We start from the raw sequence: 18,383 nt of genomic DNA, 5'->3' as shown, positions 1-18,383 counted from the left end.
AGTGCGGTTATTTTCTTAGGAGTTTTTATGAGAGAAAAAGTGGTTTCGTTAGCACAAGATTTAATTCGTCTCCCATCTATTAGCCCGAATGACGAAGGCTGTCAGCAAATTATTGCCGAACGTTTAGAAAAGTTAGGTTTTCAAATTGAATGGATGCCTTTTAATGATACGCTGAATTTGTGGGCAAAACACGGAACGAGCGAGCCAGTTATTGCTTTTGCAGGTCATACGGATGTTGTGCCTACTGGCGATGAAAATCAATGGTCGTCTCCGCCGTTTTCTGCTGAGATTATTGATGGCATGCTTTATGGGCGTGGTGCGGCGGATATGAAAGGCTCCCTTGCAGCAATGATTGTGGCGGCAGAAGAATACGTAAAAGCAAATCCTAACCATAAAGGCACCATTGCATTATTGATTACCTCTGACGAAGAGGCAGCCGCAAAAGACGGCACCGTGCGTGTGGTTGAGACTTTAATGGCACGTGATGAAAAAATTACTTATTGTATGGTTGGCGAGCCATCGAGTGCTAAAAACTTAGGAGATGTTGTCAAAAATGGTCGCCGCGGCTCAATTACAGGAAATCTCTATATTCAAGGTATTCAAGGACACGTAGCCTATCCGCATTTAGCTGAAAACCCAATCCATAAAGCAGCGCCATTTTTGCAAGAATTAACGACTTACCAATGGGATAAAGGCAATGAATTTTTCCCGCCAACAAGCCTACAAATTGCTAACATTCACGCGGGTACGGGAAGTAATAATGTAATTCCTGCTGAGTTATATATTCAGTTCAATTTGCGTTATTGCACAGAAGTCACGGATGAAATCATCAAGCAAAAAGTGGCTGAAATGCTAGAAAAACATAATTTGAAATATCGTATTGAATGGAATTTATCAGGTAAACCCTTTTTAACAAAACCAGGTAAATTATTAGATTCGATAACCTCCGCTATTGAGGAAACCATAGGCATAACGCCAAAGGCTGAAACAGGTGGTGGCACGTCAGACGGTCGTTTTATTGCATTGATGGGCGCAGAAGTAGTGGAATTTGGCCCGTTAAATTCAACCATTCATAAAGTCAATGAATGTGTCAGTGTAGAAGACCTTGGCAAGTGCGGTGAAATTTATCACAAAATGTTAGTGAATTTATTGGATAGCTAAAATGAAATTAACCCCAGAAATGCTTACAGGAAAGTCCCGTGAGCATTTAGTCAATTTACCCGCAACTCATTCATCAAATCATTTTTTGCAAACGCAAGCTGTGCAAGCATTTCAAGCTTTGCAACAAAGTGCGGCAAAAAATGGCTTTAATTTACAGCCAGCGAGCAGTTTTCGTGATTTTGAACGCCAACAACTTATTTGGAACAGTAAATTTAAGGGCGAGAGAAAAGTACACGATGATGCAGGCAAGGCATTAGATTTGAATCAATTAGATGACTGGCAAAAATGTCAGGCGATTTTACGTTGGTCTGCATTACCAGCGGCTAGCCGTCATCATTGGGGAACGGAAGTGGATATTTTTGATCCTGATCTTTTGCCACAAGGGCAATCTTTACAATTAGAGCCTTGGGAATATGAAAAAGGCGGCTACTTCTTTGAATTGAGTGAATTTCTTGCCGAAAATTTACCGCACTTTGATTTTGCTTTGCCTTTTATGAATATGCAGTCCAATAAGAAAGTGGGGCGGGAGCCTTGGCATATCAGTTATTTGCCGTTAGCTGAATTGGCAAGCCAGCAATTTTCTCCAGAGATTTTGCAACAGGCGTGGAAAGGGGAAAATATTTTAGGGACAGACTGTTTAATATCACATCTTGAACAAATTTTTTCCGAATATATTGTTTAAAAATAAGCCTTATTGTGAAGATAAGGCTTTATTGTTAAGCGTAAAAAAGCCCTTTTCTATGTAAATAAACAGGCAAATTATCGCCAATAGATAAATCGGGAGAAATAACGTTCTCAATCCATATTGCGTAGCCATTAATTTCAATTTGAATGGAGGTAATTTTTCCTTTAAATTCAATTTGTTTTATTTGTCCATTAAAAAGTGCGGTTGGATTTTCTGATGTTTTAAACAGGCTAAATTGTTCTGGACGAAGCAAAATCCTACCTTGATTTTGTGAGATTGATTTATTTTTTATAGGAATATTGCCTAATTGGCATTGAGCGGTATTTTCATCGAGTAGATTTGCAGGCAAAACAATACTTTCCCCCATAAATTTTGCTGTTTCAAGATGATTAGGCGACCAATAAAGGGTGCGAGGCGTATCGATTTGTAAAATTTTACCTTGCTGAATAATGGCGATTTTATCAGCGTAGCGTAAGGATTCATCACGGTCGTGAGTAACGAAAATTGCGGAAGCACCGCTTTGGCGAAGTGCTTGGAGCATCTCTTGGCGAATTTGTTGGCGAAGATGCTCGTCTAAGGCACTGAAAGGCTCGTCTAATAAAATCAGTTCTGGATTAGGGGCTAAAGCACGTGCCAATGCTACGCGTTGTTGTTGTCCGCCTGAAAGTTGATGTGGAAAGCGATCCGCCAGTTCAAAAATACCCGTTAGTTGCATTATTTGTTCAATCCGCATTTTTTCTTCGCTATTTTTTCCTTTGCCGTTGCCTAATCCGTAAGCAATGTTGCGATAGACATTTAAGTGAGGAAAAAGTATGCCCTCTTGCACCACATAACCGAGATGACGTTGTTGCGTTGGAAGATTAAAATTCTCGCCAAAAATTAACCGCTCTTTTAGCCAAATTTCGCCATTAGAGGGTTGTTCAAAACCTGCAATGGCACGTAATAATGTAGTTTTGCCACAGCCTGAAGATCCAAGTAGAAAGAGGATTTCTCCGCGTTGTAAGCTGAATGAAATATCGTGCAGAACTTGTTGTTCATTAAAAAATTTATTGAGATTTTTAACGGTTAATAACGGATTATTTATCATTTTATTTAAACGCATATTTTTTCAATAAAAATACAGGAATACCCGAAAAAAGAACGAGCATTAACGCATAAGGGGTGGCGGCAGCATATTGTGCATCGCTGGTATGTTCCCACACAGAAATGGATAAGGTTTTAATATCATTTGGTGTGAGCAAAAGCGTCGCGGTAAGCTCTTTCATTAAATTCAAAAAAACCAAAGCAAATGCGGCGGCCACACCTGGTAATATGGCTGGTAGCGTCAAGGTGCGAAAAATATAGAAAGGGCTTCGCCCAAGACTTTGTCCGACTTTTTCAATTTGATCGGAAAGTTGCTCTAAAGACGCTCTTAATGTAGTTTGTGCCATTGGCAAATAGAGCATAAAGTAGGCAATGATAATCACAAAAAAGGTTTGATATAGGTCGTTAGCGTAATGGATGGAAAAATAGACTAATGATAAGGCAATGACTAAGCCTGGCACAGCGTGTAATAGATATGGCAAGCGGTCGATCCAAATCGTTAAATAACTACGGTAACGAACAGCTGCCCAAACTAATGGCAAGGCGCACATTACGGTAAGCAATGCGCCTAAGCCTGAAATGATAAATGAATTGCTGAATGCCGATAAAAATTCTGAAAAATCACCCGCACTTTCGAGTGAAGTTCCCACAATAAGCCAGTAAATTAACATAATCACAGGCACGCCAATGCTTAAAATGAATATGCTAGAGAAAAATCCGAAGGTTAAACATTGTTTTCCAAAGGAAAGTGTTTTTACGAGATAAGGACGCGTAACACCTTTTCCACTGTGGTAAAGGGTTTGTTTTCCACGAAAGAAAATTTCCCCAAAAACAATAAGTATACAAATCGCCATTAAAACGGCGGATAATAATGCAGCAGTGCTGTTGTTAAAAGACATTTCATATTCTTGGAAAATGGCTGTGGTAAAGGTTTGATAATTTAAAATTGACACTGCACCAAATTCGACCAACATATGTAAAGCAATCAGTAAGATACTACTACCAATGGCGGGTTTAAGTTGCGGGAAAATAGCATACCAAAAGGTATACACAGGGCTTTTACCAAGCGAAAGGCTTACTTCTTCAAGAGAACGATCAAGTCTTTTTAGTATGGCGGAAACGGGCAAATAAGCCAAAGGAAATGAACTTAATGTCATAATACCAATTGTTCCCCAAAAACCCTCAACGCGGAATGTGAGGCTGATCCAAGTAAAACAACTTACAAAGGCGGGAATACAAAGGGGTAACGTCATCGCCACTTCAAAAAAAGCTTTACCGAAAAAGCGATAACGTTCAAGTAAAAAAGCACAAAACGTGCCAAGTGAAATAGCTCCGATAGTTACACAAACCATTAAAAGCATTGTATTGCTTAATAATTCAGCCATTCGAGGGCGAAACAATAGCTCAACACTTCGCGTTAATCCCACTTCTGTCGCACGCAAAATGACATACAGAAACGGCAAACATAACGGAAGCCCGATTAAGATGATAAGTAAAGTGAGCCAGAATGGCGGTCTGCGAGGCAAAGTTAAATCCTTTTAGGAATGTGAACCTTTCAGTTCACGCACGCAAGCGGTTAATTTTGTTAGAGAATTGTAAACGCGTGCGTGAATTTTTTCAAATACACGCACGCAATATTTGGATTATTTCAATCCAGCTTCTTCAATTAATTTGATCGCATGTTCTTTATCTTGAGCTGTTGTTGCGGACACCACTGGTGCTTCTAATTTTTCATAAGGTTCAAGATTAAATGGCGAAACCACATCAGCACGTAACGGATATTCTGCACGCGCTGCCACTAATGCTTCTTGACCTTTTTTACTCGCTAAGAAATCAACGAATTTTTGTGCTTCAGCTTGATTTTTAGAGGCTTTCAATACTGCTGCACCTGAATAGCTAACTAACGCACCTGGATCTTGGTGGCGAACAAAATAAAGACGGCTTTTTAGGTTTTCCACGCCTTTTTCTTTTGCTAGGTTATACCAATAATAGTTATTGATTAACGCAGCAGGTACTTCGCCATTTTCAACCGCTTGTAATGCCACACTATTTTTAGCGTAAAGTTTTCCGTTCTCTTTTAAACCTTTTAACCAATTAAGCGCAACTTTGTCCCCTTTCATTTTGCTTAACGCAACAACTTGCTCTAAGAACGCGCCAGAAGTTGAGACATAACCGATTTTGCCTTTCCATTTTGGTGTTGCATAATCAAGCACTGATTTTTCCATATCTTTTTCAGATAATTTAGTGTGATCGTAAACCACTACGCGAGAACGGCCACTTAATGCAACCCAGTCTTTTTTCGGTGCAAGTGGTACGCCTTTTTGTGCGGTTTGTTTAATGGTTTGTTCTGAAATTGGTGCTAAAAGTCCTGCTTCAGAAAGAGCGGCAAAAGTCGCTGTTTGTTCAGTATAGAAAACATCGGCTGGTGTTTTATCGCCTTCTTCTTTTAATTGACCTGCAAGTTGCTCACTTTTCCCGCTATTTAGCGTAACTTTAATGCCTGTTTCCTGTTCAAAGGCTTTTGCCACAGCCGTAGCGGCTTCTTTGTGCTGACCATTATAAACGGTAATATCAGCAAAACTATTAGCAGAAAAAGCAAGTGCTGCCACAAGGGTAGCAAGTTTGAAATGTTTAAATTGCATTGAAAAGCTCCTTATGTTGAGTGCAAATTATTCAGTTAAGCCTGAATTGTGGCTATTCTATGCCTAATTTTATTTAAATGCAAATAATTCTCAATTTAAATTGATATTTAGATGAAAAACAAAACGGTACATTAAACGAACCATACACAGATTATAGGTTTACAGGCTGGATATAGCCTAATCTTGTTAATACATCACAAAGCGCATTAAACAACTCAGTGCAATCATAAGTTTCATCAATCAACTTATCATTGTTATTCATATCTTGATATTCATTTTGAATTAAATAGCCTTGTAATGCTGATTTCAACTCAGCTTTAGTTGTCGGTTTTTCCATTTGAGACATTATATAAAGATGCAGTTTATTCAAATCTTCTACGCTGCCGTTATACATATCTCCAGTACCAATATACTGATTTGCACCTTCTACCAATGTTTTTACATATTGAGTAAAGCGTTTCGGTATGTAAGTTTTGTTATCTTCAAAGGAATAAATTGGATAGGGTGTAAGATAAACATAGACATAACCTAAAATAACTAAAGATAGCACCGCAGAATACAGTTCATTTTCAGTAATATTGGCAAATTCTTTATTTTCCTCAATATGCTGTGTTAAAGATTGAATAGTAAATGAACCAACTTGATAAATAAAATATTCAAGCAAACGAACGAGTGCTTGATTGTTAAATTGATGACTAAGATTATTTGTATAATTGGTATTTATAAAGGTAAATTTATCTAACAAATGCTTTTCAACATTTTCTGTACGATTGATACTTTCTTGTAAATGCTGATGACATAACAAACTTCGTCTAAATGCCACATCGTAAAGATAATCAAGGCATTGTTCACGGACGACATAATCTGTCTCAGATAATTGATCGATCATTTCTCTCAAATGGTAAGGCATCCAAGAAATATAGGAAAGTTGGAAACTGGTATCGCCAATATAAGCTAATTGATGTTGATTGACACTATCCACAAATTGATGAAGATAAATTGGATGATTGTGGTATGCAAGATATTCGTGTGCAATATAATGATCACTATCTGTTTGAATACTATCAAAATTATCCACTCGGCTATGATTTTTTATTTTTTCAGAGTCAATTGATTTAATCGCATCAGAAAATAATTGAACCACCGCTTTACCACGACGAGTTTGTTCTGCAAGCGGCAAATCTTGCGTATATTTGTTAGCATAAAGCATAATATCCCGTGCAACTTCACGACTTTTCCAACCGGGATAGGTATTATAAGAAATATAAGCAATACCGTTCGGGGTTAAATTCTCACGACAAATTTCAAGAATTTTATCTTTCACATTATCAGGCACCCAAGAATAAATACCATGCACGAGAATATAGTCAAACATGCCAAATTCAGGCGTAATATCGAGAATATTTTTTGTTTCTAAACGAACATTTGTTAAGCCCATTGATTGAATAATTTCATTACCTTGGGTAATTTGACTATCCGCTAAATCCACGCCAATAAATTCAGTATCTGGATAATAAACCGCTTGAGAGATTAAGTTTCCACCAAAAGAAGAACCTAATTCTAATACTTTAGCCCCTTTGAGTGCTGGCGGCTTTAATCCCCAAAACGTCGCATTCCCTTCTAAAAGCACAATACTCGTATAGGAAAAGGGTTTAGAATAGTATCCTAGTTCATCGTAAGGGTTATGCTGATTTGATTGATTGATTGATTGATTGATTGATTGATTGATTGATTGATTGATTGATTGATTGATTTGCCATTATTTGTCCTGTTAATGTAGAAATTGTCAATATCTTTGAAACACAACATTGTAAAGTGAATTGACACAAAAACAAAGTGAGATAATGTTTGTTGAGTTGTGATGGGGAGCGTGGTTTTGTTTATTGAGGGGATAGGTTTAAAGTATAGATAATAGAGATGACTATTTTATATTAATTTTAGAAGGATAACTCAAATATGAAATGAATGATCAATTAACCTAAAAGTGCGGTAAATTTTTTCCACGTTTTTTATTTAATTTCCAAAAATGTGAAATAACTTACATTTTTGACATTATTTTCTGTTAGAATGACGGGTCTCAATTATTTTCTTGACAAAGGAGCAAAACAATGAAAATCATTAAGCAAGCAAGCAAGCAAGCAAGCAAGCAAGCAAGCAAGCAAGCAAGCAAGCAAGCAAGCAAGCAAGCAAGCAAGCAAGCAAGCAAGTAAAATAGTCTAACCCGCCTTTCTTTAATTACTCTACTTATTTTCCACTTCTTTTTATCCTGTTCAGTCTTTTCTGCCGATCCAAAATGGACATCGGAATATGGAATTGCCTCCAGTAATGTTATTTGGGGTATTGCCTTGGGTTATGAAAGCGAAGCCGCCACTTACAATTCCGTTGCTTTGGGCGCAAGTTCGCTTGCCAACCGCCCCAACACCGTTTCCGTAGGAGATGGCGATTATAATCTTTACCGCCAAATTATCAATGTCGCCGACGGCGTATATGATTTTGATGCTGTCAATGTCCGCCAGTTGAACCGCTTAAGCAAACGTGTAAACCACGTCGGCGCAAGTGCGGCAGCATTCGCTTCGTTAAAGGCGCAATTGGGCGAAAACGGCAAATTCGCCTTTTCTTTGGGTTTTGGAAGCTATAAAAATGCCCAAGCGATGGCAATGGGTGCAGTGTTTAAGCCAGCTGAAAACGTATTGCTTAATGTAGCGGGTAGTTTTTCAGGCTCAGAAAAAATCGTTGGTGCAGGTGTTTCTTGGAAATTTGGTAACAAATCAAAACCTGCAGTTTCAACACAAAGTGCGGTCAATTCTGCGGAAGTTTTGCAATTGCGACAAGAAGTAGTGATGATGCGCTCTCAACAAGCAGAAACCGACAAAAAACTGTATAAACAAGCTGAAATGGAAAGCGAATTGAAACAGTTACGTCGTGAATTACTTGAATTTAAAAAAGCATTGAAGAAATAATAGGAAAAGGCGGAACAATTATTCCGCCTTATTTATTTGATCTGCCATTTTAATAGTTATCATTTTTATCTATAATATAAAAACCAAGTTAATTACTAGGAGATAAAAATGGCAAAAGATGAAGTAGGGCATAATTTTCTTGCACGTTTGGGTAAAACGCGTTTGCGTCCAGGCGGTAAAAAAAGCGACAGATTGGTTAATTGCCAATGGCGATTTTAGCCAAGATAAAAAAGTGTTAGAGGTTGCCTGTAATATGGGGACGACTGCAATTGGATTGGCGAAACAATTTGGTTGTCATATTGAAGGTGTTGATTTAGATGAAAATGCGTTAGCAAAAGCACAAGCAAATATTGAAGCAAATGGCTTGCAAGAAAAAATTCATGTACAGCGTGCGAATGCGATGAAGTTGCCTTTCGAGGATGAAAGTTTTGATATTGTCATCAATGAAGCGATGCTCACAATGTTACCCGTGGAAGCAAAGAAAAAAGCTATTGCAGAATATTTTCGAGTGTTAAAATCCAATGGTTTATTGCTTACTCACGATGTTATGCTGGTGGGGAATGATCATCAAACTATTCTAGAAAATATGCGCAAAGCGATTAACGTGACTGTCACGCCATTAACGAAAGATGGATGGAAAGGCATATTCCAAGAAAGTGGCTTTAGATATGTTGATACTTTCTCTGGTGAGATGACATTACTTTCCCCAAAAGGAATGATTTATGATGAAGGAATTTTCGGTACGTTAAAAATCATCCGTAATGCGATGAAAGCGGAAAATCGTGAGCAATTTAAAAGAATGTTCAAAACCTTTAATGATCCTGAACATAAATTACATTTTATTGCTGTATGTAGCCAAAAATAATATAAAAATGAACCGCACTTTGATTTGCACCTTAATGAGTAAGCTTATTTGTTTAGTTTTGGGGTGCAGATCATTTATATTAATTTATTTATACGATAGTTAAATTAATATTTAATTCTCTAATGCCATTCTGTGCAGATTCAACAAGATTTTTGTCGCAAATTATGTGATCAAAATTTGTTAGTGGACAAATATGGAATGTCGCCACTTTCCCATATTTTGATGAATCTGATACTAAAATTCGTTTTATTTTTTCTAGTTCACTTGCTGTATTTGGTGGTGATTTACCAGAAATTATTCAGGATTCTACTGCTGTAACGCCACAATCGACTTATGGTGCACAAAAAGCAATGAGTGAATTACTTATTAATGACTATACAAGAAAAGGTTTTGTTGATGGTCTCTGTGTTCGCCTGCCCACAATTTGTATCCGTCCAGGAAAACCAAATAAAGCGGCTTCTTCCTTTGTAAGTAGCATTATTCGAGAACCTTTACATGGTGAAACTTCAATCTGCCCAGTTGCTGAAAAAATGGCGTTCAGCTTTATCAAATTTCTAGGTAAGAAAAAGGAAGAATGGGCATTAGCCATTACGGGCTATGTCGTGAGTATTCCTATTGTCTTACCGATTTTACTTATTTTCATCAAAGCTATTCTTGATTTGGGGAAATGATGGTTCTGTAATAGATCTCATTTTTCCACTAGGGATTTTGGCATTAATTATGGGATATGTTCAAGTTCAGAATAAAACATTATAGCGATAAAAACGCAGTGCGGGAGAATAGTCTCCCGTCTTTTCTTGCAGATAAAACAATATTTGACTAACTTTCTTTTTCTCAATATTTTATCTTCATTTATCTTCTTTATTACAAATATGCAACTTGACAAATACACTGCCAAAAAAATTGTTAAACGTGCAATGAAGATCATTCATCACTCTGTAAATGTAATGGATCACGACGGTGTGATCATTGCGTCGGGAAATTCAACGCGTTTGAATCAACGGCACACAGGAGCGGTGTTGGCGTTGCGGGAAAATCGTGTGGTAGAGATTGATCAAGCGTTGGCACAAAAATGGAATTTTGAAGCGCAACCAGGGATTAATTTACCGATTCATTATTTAGGCAAAAATATTGGAGTGGTGGGGATTTCTGGTGAGCCAACTCAGGTGAAACAATATGCCGAACTAGTGAAAATGACGGCAGAACTTATTGTGGAACAACAGGCTTTACTCGAACAAGAAAGCTGGCATCGTCGTTACAAAGAAGAATTTATTTTGCAATTATTACATTGCAATTTGAATTGGAAAGAGATGGAACAGCAGGCGAAATTTTTTTCTTTTGATTTAAATAAATCTCGTGTGGTTGTATTGATTAAGTTACTTAATCCAGCCCTGGATAATTTACAGCATCTGATCAATTATTTGGAACAGTCTGAATTTGCACAGGATGTGGCAATTTTGTCCCTTGATCAGGTTGTGGTCTTAAAGACTTGGCAAAACTCCACCGTACTTTCTGCTCAAATGAAAACGCTTTTACCTGCAGATTATTCAAAACAAGATTATAAAATTGCTGTAGGTGCCTGTCTAAATCTACCTCTTTTTGAGCAGCTTCCCTTGTCTTTTCAAAGTGCGCAAAGCACGCTTTCTTATGGATTAAAACATCATCCACGCAAAGGTATTTATGTGTTTGATGAGCATCGATTGCCTGTGTTACTTGCTGGATTATCCCATTCTTGGCAAGGGAACGAATTGATAAAACCACTTTCTCCCCTTTTCTCAGAAGAAAATTCGATACTTTATAAAACCCTTCAACAATATTTTTTATCAAATTGTGATCTTTATCTCACTGCGGAAAAATTATTTGTTCACCCGAATACTTTGCGTTATCGATTGAACAAAATAGAGCAAATAACTGGCTTATTTTTCAATAAGATAGATGATAAATTAACGCTCTATCTCGGAACGTTGTTAGAACATTGAGGTTGTATAACTTTACAAAGTTTGATGATTTTTAACCGCACTTTTTGTTTGCTCTAATAAAGCATTTTCCCTATAAAACAGAAATAATCTCCTTGGTTTTAATTTTTATAGGAGAGAAAAAATGACAACAGTCTCAGCAATAGGTGCGTTGGTGGCGTTAATCGTTGCTATCTTCCTCATTTTGAAAAAAGTCTCACCAGCTTATGGTATGTTGGTGGGAGCTTTGGTTGGAGGCTTAATTGGTGGTGCGGATTTATCGCAAACAGTGAGCCTAATGATCGGTGGCGCACAGGGTATTACTACTGCGGTTATGCGTATCTTAGCTGCTGGTGTGTTGGCAGGCGTGCTGATTGAATCGGGTGCAGCAAATTCCATCGCGGAAACCATTACTAATAAATTGGGTGAAACTCGAGCTTTACTCGCCTTGGCACTAGCGACGATGATTTTAACTGCGGTGGGTGTGTTCGTGGATGTGGCAGTGATTACTGTTTCACCAATTGCTTTAGCGTTATCGCGTCGCAGCGATTTATCGAAAGCTGCAATTTTGCTCGCCATGATTGGCGGTGGTAAAGCTGGTAATATTATGTCGCCAAACCCAAATGCCATTGCGGCAGCAGATACTTTTCATTTGCCACTCACTTCCGTGATGATGGCTGGTATAATTCCCGCGCTATTTGGTTTGATTCTCACCTACTTCTTAGCAAAACGCTTAATCAACAAAGGTTCTAAAGTGACTGACAAAGAGGTAATCGTGCTTGAAACGCAAAATTTACCTTCATTTCTGACCGCACTTGTCGCACCTTTAGTGGCAATTTTGCTATTGGCACTTCGTCCATTGTTTGATATTAAAGTTGATCCATTAATTGCATTGCCGTTAGGTGGTTTGATTGGTGCGCTTTGTATGGGCAAACTTCGCAATATAAATAGTTATGCTATCAATGGATTGAGTAAAATGACACCCGTGGCAATTATGTTACTTGGTACAGGCGCGCTTGCTGGCATCATTGCTAATTCTGGTTTAAAAGAAGTATTGATTCAAGGTTTGGAACATTCAGGTTTGCCATCATACATTCTTGCACCAATTTCAGGGGTGTTGATGTCTTTAGCGACAGCTTCTACCACGGCAGGTACTGCGGTGGCATCCAATGTGTTCAGTAGTACCTTGTTAGAACTTGGAGTTAGCAGTCTTGCTGGTGCAGCAATGATTCATGCAGGGGCGACCGTATTTGATCATATGCCACATGGTTCTTTCTTCCATGCCACAGGCGGTAGTGTGAATATGGATATCAAAGAACGTTTAAAACTTATTCCTTATGAAAGTGCGGTCGGTTTGATGATGACCATCGTTTCTACCTTAATTTTTGGCGTATTTAAATTCTAGGAGTTGTTATGAAATTTGTGATTGCACCTGATTCTTTTAAAGAAAGTTTGACCGCACTTGAAGTCGCTACCGCCATTGAAACAGGCTTCAAACGTGTATTCCCCGATGCGGACTATGTAAAATTGCCAATGGCAGATGGGGGCGAAGGTACAGTTCAATCCCTTGTGGATGCCACGCAAGGCAAGCTCATTGAATGTGAAGTCACCGCACCTTTGGGTGACAAAGTGAAAAGTTTCTTCGGTTTATCGGGAGATGGAAAAACCGCGATTATCGAAATGGCAGCAGCTTCTGGTTTACATCTTGTTCCGCCTGAAAAACGCAATCCCTTGCTTACCACCAGTTACGGCACAGGGGAGTTGATTAAACTGGCATTAGATTTAGGCGTAGAGAGTTTCATTCTTGGCATTGGCGGTAGCGCAACCAACGATGGTGGTGTAGGAATGTTGCAAGCACTAGGGATGCAATGTTTAGATTCGCAAGATAAGCCTATCGGTTTTGGTGGAGCAGAGCTAGCAAATATTGTGAAGATTGACGTTCAACAATTAGATCCACGTTTGCAACAAGTTCACATTGAAGTAGCGTGCGATGTGAATAATCCGCTCTGTGGTGAATGTGGTGCATCTGCCATTTTTGGACCACAAAAAGGCGCAACGCCTGAAATGGTGAAACAACTTGATGCTGCACTTTCGCATTTTGTTGAAATTGCCGAACGCGATTGCGGTAAACAAATTCGTGATCAGGCTGGCGCAGGTGCTGCTGGGGGTATGGGTGGTGGCTTGCTATTATTACCAAGCGTACAACTGAAAGCAGGCATACAAATTGTGTTAGACCGGTTACATTTAATTGACTATGTAAAAGATGCTGATGTAGTGATTACGGGTGAAGGGCGAATAGATGCACAAAGTATTATGGGTAAAACGCCAATTGGTGTGGCACGTACGGCAAAACAGTTCAATAAGCCAGTGATCGCCATCGCAGGGTGTTTGCGTGAAGATTATGATGTGGTGTTTGATCACGGTATTGATGTGGTGTTCCCTATTATTCACCAACTTGGCGATTTATCGGATATTCTCAAACAAGGCGAACAAAATTTAATTTCTACCGCTCAAAATGTGGCGAGAGTACTGGCATTTAAATTTCATTAAGAAATAAGGCTTGTTTTAAATTCGAGCCTTATTCCATGATTATTTATTTTGTGATGTTGAATAATTTCTCGCACCAAAAATCGCAGTGCCAATGCGTACCATTGTAGAACCGCATTTTATTGCGCTCGGCATATCATCCGTCATTCCCATAGAAAGTGTATCAATTTGTTGATTGGGTAAGGCTTGTTTAAGTTGTTCAAATAGGTCTGACATTTTTCTGAACATGGCTTCTTGTTCAGCGATTTTATCGGTTGGTGCGGGTATTGCCATTAAGCCACGTAGGCATAAGTGCGGTAAATTTTCGATGTGTTTTGCTAGTGTTAGCATTTCCTCAGGTTGAATACCTGATTTACTTTCTTCATCGCTGATATTAATCTGAATTAATACATTCAATGGAGCCTTGTTGGTCGGTCGTTGTTCATTTAAACGATCTGCAATTTTTGCTCTATCAAGCGTTTGCATCCAATCAAAATGTTCTGCAACGAGACGGGTTTTATTCGATTGTAATGGGCCGATAAAATGCCATTCAAGGTTAACTTCTTGCGATTCAAAATATTGGATCTTTTCTACCCCCTCTTGCACATAATTTTCCCCAAAAGCCGTTTGTCCCGCTTGATAAGCCGAAAGAATAGCAGAAATAGGTTTGGTCTTAGATACGGCAAGTAATTTTACGGTATTTTGATTGCGATTTTCTTCTTTACAAGCCGTTTCAATTTTTTGCTGAATTAGGTTGAGATTATGCTGGATATTCATAGGTTTTCCTTTATAAAAAAGTGCGGTTAGTTTACACGAAATTTATTGACTAAGAAAATTTCTGAAAAATTTGTCACTTTCTGTTTGACAAGCTAGGGAAATTTCGGTATTTCTTTACGCATTCATTTTTCAAGATAAAACACAATGAAAAATAACCGCACTTTATCCGTAATCATTAGCACGATTACCGCCATTATGATGACCATTATTATGATTAATGGTGCGGGTTAGTGCAGCAAAAACAAGATACAGAAAACCCGCGATTCAACTGAATAGCGGGTTTTTTTATAAATTTAAAAACACAATATCTAGGAGAACCAATTATGCGCGTACTTAAATTTGGCGGCACTTCGCTTGCAAATCCGGAACGTTTTTCCCAAGCGGCGAAATTGATCGAGCAAGCTCATTTAGAAGAGCAGGCTGCAGGTGTTTTATCAGCACCAGCCAAAATAACCAACCATCTCGTCGCCCTTTCTGAAAAAGCTGTATTAAATCAATCAACCGATACGCATTTCAACGAAGCAATCGAAATTTTCTATAACATCATCAACGGCTTACATACGGAAAATAATCAATTCGACTTAAATGGCACCAAGGCACTTATTGATGCTGAATTTGCTCAAATCAAAGGATTATTAGAAGAAATCCGTCAGGCAGGAAAAGTAGAAGATGCAGTTAAAGCGACCATTGATTGCCGTGGGGAAAAACTTTCTATCGCAATGATGAAAGCTTGGTTTGAAGCGCGTGGTTATAGCGTACATATTGTGGATCCTGTCAAACAATTATTGGCAAAAGGCGGTTATCTTGAATCTTCTGTTGAAATTGAAGAATCAACAAAACGTGTTGATGCAGCAAATATCGCAAAAGATAAAGTGGTGCTGATGGCAGGTTTTACTGCAGGTAATGAAAAAGGCGAGTTGGTATTGCTCGGTCGTAATGGCTCAGACTATTCTGCAGCCTGTTTAGCGGCTTGTTTAGGCGCAAGTGTATGCGAAATTTGGACCGATGTGGACGGCGTTTATACTTGCGATCCACGTTTAGTGCCTGATGCACGTTTATTGCCAACTCTTTCTTATCGTGAAGCGATGGAACTCTCTTATTTCGGTGCGAAAGTGATTCATCCTCGTACGATTGGGCCATTGTTGCCACAAAATATTCCTTGTGTCATTAAAAATACAGGAAATCCTTCTGCGCCAGGTTCGATTATTGATGGCAATGTGAAATCAGAAAGTTTGCAAGTTAAAGGTATCACTAACTTAGACAATTTGGCGATGTTTAATGTGTCAGGCCCTGGTATGCAGGGTATGGTAGGCATGGCATCTCGCGTATTTTCAGCCATGTCAGGCGCAGGCATTTCAGTTATTTTAATTACTCAGTCTTCGTCTGAATATAGTATTAGTTTCTGTGTGCCTGTGAAATCTGCAGAAGTAGCGAAAACCGTACTAGAAACGGAGTTTGCTAATGAATTAAATGAACATCAATTAGAATCAATTGAAGTGATTAAAGACTTATCCATTATTTCTGTTGTGGGCGATGGAATGAAGCAAGCGAAAGGCATTGCTGCTCGTTTCTTCTCGGCATTAGCGCAGGCAAACATTAGCATTGTGGCGATTGCACAAGGATCTAGCGAACGTTCAATTTCTGCGGTTGTGCCGCAAAATAAAGCCATTGAAGCGGTGAAAGCTACCCATCAGGCACTTTTCAATAATAAAAAAGTCGTAGATATGTTTTTAGTGGGCGTTGGTGGAGTAGGCGGAGAATTAATAGAGCAGGTAAAGCGTCAAAAGGAGTATCTAGCAAAGAAGAATGTTGAAATTCGAGTTTGTGCTATTGCGAATTCCAACCGTATGTTGCTTGATGAAAATGGATTAAATTTAGAGGATTGGAAAAACGATTTAGAAAATGCGACTCAGCCATCAGATTTTGATGTATTGCTTTCTTTCATTAAATTACATCATGTGGTGAATCCAGTATTTGTAGATTGTACTTCAGCCGAATCTGTAGCAGGGCTTTATGCTCGTGCGTTAAAAGAAGGTTTCCATGTGGTTACGCCAAACAAAAAAGCGAATACACGAGAATTAGTTTATTACAATGAGTTACGCCAAAATGCCCAAGCAAGCCAGCATAAATTTTTATATGAAACCAATGTAGGTGCGGGCTTGCCAGTTATTGAAAATCTCCAAAACTTACTTGCAGCAGGTGATGAGCTTGAATATTTTGAAGGGATTTTATCTGGCTCGCTTTCCTTTATTTTTGGTAAGTTGGAAGAAGGACTTTCTCTTTCAGAAGTAACCGCACTTGCGCGTGAAAAAGGCTTTACTGAGCCAGATCCTCGAGATGATCTTTCTGGACAAGATGTAGCACGCAAATTATTAATTCTTGCTCGTGAATCGGGAATTGAACTTGAACTTTCAGATGTTGAAGTTGAAGGTGTATTGCCAAAAGGCTTCTCCGATGGAAAATCTGCAGATGAGTTTATGGCAATGTTGCCACAGCTTGACGAGGAGTTTAAAACTCGCGTTGCCACAGCTAAAGCAGAAGGCAAAGTATTGCGTTATGTTGGAAAAATTAGTGAAGGAAAATGCAAAGTATCCATCGTTGCGGTAGATCTGAATAATCCACTTTATAAAGTGAAAGATGGTGAAAATGCCTTGGCATTTTATACTCGTTATTATCAACCGATTCCACTTTTATTACGTGGTTATGGCGCAGGTAATGCAGTTACTGCGGCAGGTATCTTTGCAGATATTTTAAGAACATTACAACATTAATAAGGATTTCCAATGTTAAGAATTTACGCTCCTGCATCTAGCGCGAATATTAGCGTAGGTTTCGATACTTTAGGTGCTGCGATCTCTCCTATTGATGGTTCTTTGTTAGGCGATGTGGTTCAAATAGAATCTATTTCAACTGGTTTTGAGTTAGAAAGTGCGGGCTATTTTGTTCGTAAATTACCGAAAGAACCACAAAAAAATATTGTTTACCAAGCTTATGTGCTATTTAGCGAGCAATTAAAATTACGCGGAGCAAATGTTAAACCTTTACGTTTAACGCTCGAAAAAAATATGCCTATTGGCTCTGGTTTAGGCTCTAGTGCTTGTTCTATTGTTGCTGCATTAGTGGCATTAAATCAGTTTCATAATGAACCTTTTTCGAAAATGGAATTGCTTGAAATGATGGGAGAATTGGAAGGTCGTATTTCTGGTTCAATCCATTATGATAACGTCGCACCTTGCTATCTTGGCGGTGTGCAATTTATGGTGCAATCGCTCGGCAATATTTGTCAAAAATTGCCATTTTTTGATAATTGGTATTGGGTGTTAGCCTATCCAGGGATTGAAGTTTCTACTGCTGAAGCTCGTGCAATTTTACCGAAAAGCTATACTCGACAAAACGTGATTGCCCATGGTCGTCATTTAGGTGGCTTTGTGCATGCTTGCCATACCCATCAGGAAAATCTTGCCGCGATTATGATGAAAGATGTCATTGCCGAGCCTTATCGTGAATCTCTGTTACCTAATTTTGCTGAAGTAAAACAAGCTACTCGAGACTTAGGCGCACTTGCCACAGGTATTTCAGGCTCAGGGCCAACTATTTTCTCTATTGCCCCTGATTTACAAACTGCAATTAAACTTTCAAGTTATTTAGAAAGCCATTATTTACAAAATAATGAAGGTTTTGTGCATGTATGTAAAGTTGATAACGAAGGCACAAGAGAAATTAAATAAG

General features: G+C 38.6%; 13 protein-coding genes, 3 pseudogenes and 1 other annotated feature. Of the genes and pseudogenes, 11 read left to right on the top strand and 5 right to left on the bottom strand.

Features of this window, described 5'->3' with window-relative positions; genetic code table 11:
• Window positions 1-27 precede the first annotated feature (27 nt).
• Both dapE and DQN49_RS09955 read left to right on the top strand, forming a co-directional pair.
• The gene (dapE, locus tag DQN49_RS09960) at window positions 28-1,161 is read left to right on the top strand and encodes a succinyl-diaminopimelate desuccinylase (RefSeq protein WP_006995669.1); all 1,134 of its coding nucleotides are present in this window, start codon (window positions 28-30) and stop codon (window positions 1,159-1,161) included.
• Window position 1,162: 1 nt separating this feature from the next.
• Window positions 1,163-1,843: a M15 family metallopeptidase gene (locus DQN49_RS09955; protein WP_006995670.1), complete on the top strand. Its 681-nt coding sequence runs from the start codon at window positions 1,163-1,165 to the stop codon at window positions 1,841-1,843.
• A gap of 34 nt (window positions 1,844-1,877) precedes the next feature.
• Here DQN49_RS09955 and fbpC read toward each other — a convergent pair whose 3' ends face one another.
• The 4 genes from fbpC to DQN49_RS09935 all read right to left on the bottom strand — a co-directional run bounded on the left by fbpC (window position 1,878) and on the right by DQN49_RS09935 (window position 7,276).
• On the bottom strand, window positions 1,878-2,948 hold the full coding sequence (gene fbpC, locus DQN49_RS09950) for a heme ABC transporter ATP-binding protein FbpC (protein WP_006995671.1): 1,071 nt from the start codon (window positions 2,946-2,948) through the stop codon (window positions 1,878-1,880).
• Complete coding sequence (locus tag DQN49_RS09945; protein ID WP_006995672.1) at window positions 2,935-4,455, bottom strand: ABC transporter permease; 1,521 nt, start codon at window positions 4,453-4,455, stop codon at window positions 2,935-2,937. Before DQN49_RS09945 ends, fbpC begins: the two co-directional genes overlap by 14 nt.
• A gap of 117 nt (window positions 4,456-4,572) precedes the next feature.
• Window positions 4,573-5,571, bottom strand: a complete 999-nt coding sequence (locus tag DQN49_RS09940; protein WP_006995673.1) for an iron ABC transporter substrate-binding protein — start codon at window positions 5,569-5,571, stop codon at window positions 4,573-4,575.
• Between the two features lie 151 nt (window positions 5,572-5,722).
• Window positions 5,723-7,276, bottom strand: coding sequence for a class I SAM-dependent methyltransferase (locus DQN49_RS09935; protein ID WP_032826268.1), 1,554 nt, complete (start codon window positions 7,274-7,276; stop codon window positions 5,723-5,725).
• A 529-nt stretch (window positions 7,277-7,805) separates the two neighbouring features.
• Here DQN49_RS09935 and DQN49_RS10310 point away from each other — a divergent pair.
• From DQN49_RS10310 to DQN49_RS09900, 7 genes and pseudogenes are all read left to right on the top strand, one after another.
• Window positions 7,806-8,531 (top strand): YadA family autotransporter adhesin, encoded by a 726-nt coding sequence (locus DQN49_RS10310; protein ID WP_408609793.1) that lies wholly within the window; start codon window positions 7,806-7,808, stop codon window positions 8,529-8,531.
• A gap of 108 nt (window positions 8,532-8,639) precedes the next feature.
• Window positions 8,640-9,396: pseudogene (locus DQN49_RS09925) on the top strand (class I SAM-dependent methyltransferase).
• Window positions 9,397-9,632: 236 nt separating this feature from the next.
• Window positions 9,633-9,929: pseudogene (locus DQN49_RS10550) on the top strand (NAD-dependent epimerase/dehydratase family protein); the annotation flags it as partial.
• Window positions 9,918-10,064 (top strand): annotated as a pseudogene (locus tag DQN49_RS10545) (GntT/GntP/DsdX family permease); the annotation flags it as partial. The pseudogenes DQN49_RS10550 and DQN49_RS10545, both read left to right, overlap by 12 nt.
• A 204-nt stretch (window positions 10,065-10,268) precedes the next feature.
• Window positions 10,269-11,375 (top strand): PucR family transcriptional regulator, encoded by a 1,107-nt coding sequence (locus DQN49_RS09910; RefSeq protein WP_006995678.1) that lies wholly within the window; start codon window positions 10,269-10,271, stop codon window positions 11,373-11,375.
• A 121-nt stretch (window positions 11,376-11,496) separates the two neighbouring features.
• Entirely contained in the window at window positions 11,497-12,756 is a 1,260-nt protein-coding gene (locus DQN49_RS09905) for a GntP family permease (protein ID WP_005658366.1), read from the top strand.
• Window positions 12,757-12,764: 8 nt separating this feature from the next.
• Entirely contained in the window at window positions 12,765-13,901 is a 1,137-nt protein-coding gene (locus DQN49_RS09900; RefSeq protein ID WP_006995679.1) for a glycerate kinase, read from the top strand.
• 39 nt (window positions 13,902-13,940) lie between these two features.
• On the opposite strand, the gene DQN49_RS09895 is transcribed toward DQN49_RS09900, so the two are convergent.
• The gene (locus tag DQN49_RS09895) at window positions 13,941-14,654 is read right to left on the bottom strand and encodes a YggS family pyridoxal phosphate-dependent enzyme (RefSeq protein WP_006995680.1); all 714 of its coding nucleotides are present in this window, start codon (window positions 14,652-14,654) and stop codon (window positions 13,941-13,943) included.
• A 172-nt stretch (window positions 14,655-14,826) separates the two neighbouring features.
• Window positions 14,827-14,944, top strand: a sequence feature (Thr leader region).
• Between the two features lie 33 nt (window positions 14,945-14,977).
• Here DQN49_RS09895 and thrA point away from each other — a divergent pair.
• On the top strand, window positions 14,978-17,425 hold the full coding sequence (gene thrA, locus DQN49_RS09890) for a bifunctional aspartate kinase/homoserine dehydrogenase I (protein WP_006995681.1): 2,448 nt from the start codon (window positions 14,978-14,980) through the stop codon (window positions 17,423-17,425).
• Window positions 17,426-17,437: 12 nt separating this feature from the next.
• Window positions 17,438-18,382, top strand: a complete 945-nt coding sequence (gene thrB / locus DQN49_RS09885) for a homoserine kinase (RefSeq protein ID WP_005654296.1) — start codon at window positions 17,438-17,440, stop codon at window positions 18,380-18,382.
• The last annotated feature ends 1 nt before the right edge of the window (window position 18,383 follow it).

Origin of the sequence: Haemophilus aegyptius, from assembly GCF_900475885.1 — a bacterium.
Taxonomy (GTDB): Bacteria; Pseudomonadota; Gammaproteobacteria; order Enterobacterales; family Pasteurellaceae; genus Haemophilus; species Haemophilus influenzae.
Note: the sequence above shows the minus strand (reverse complement) of the source record. Positions and strands in the feature narration are given on the sequence as shown.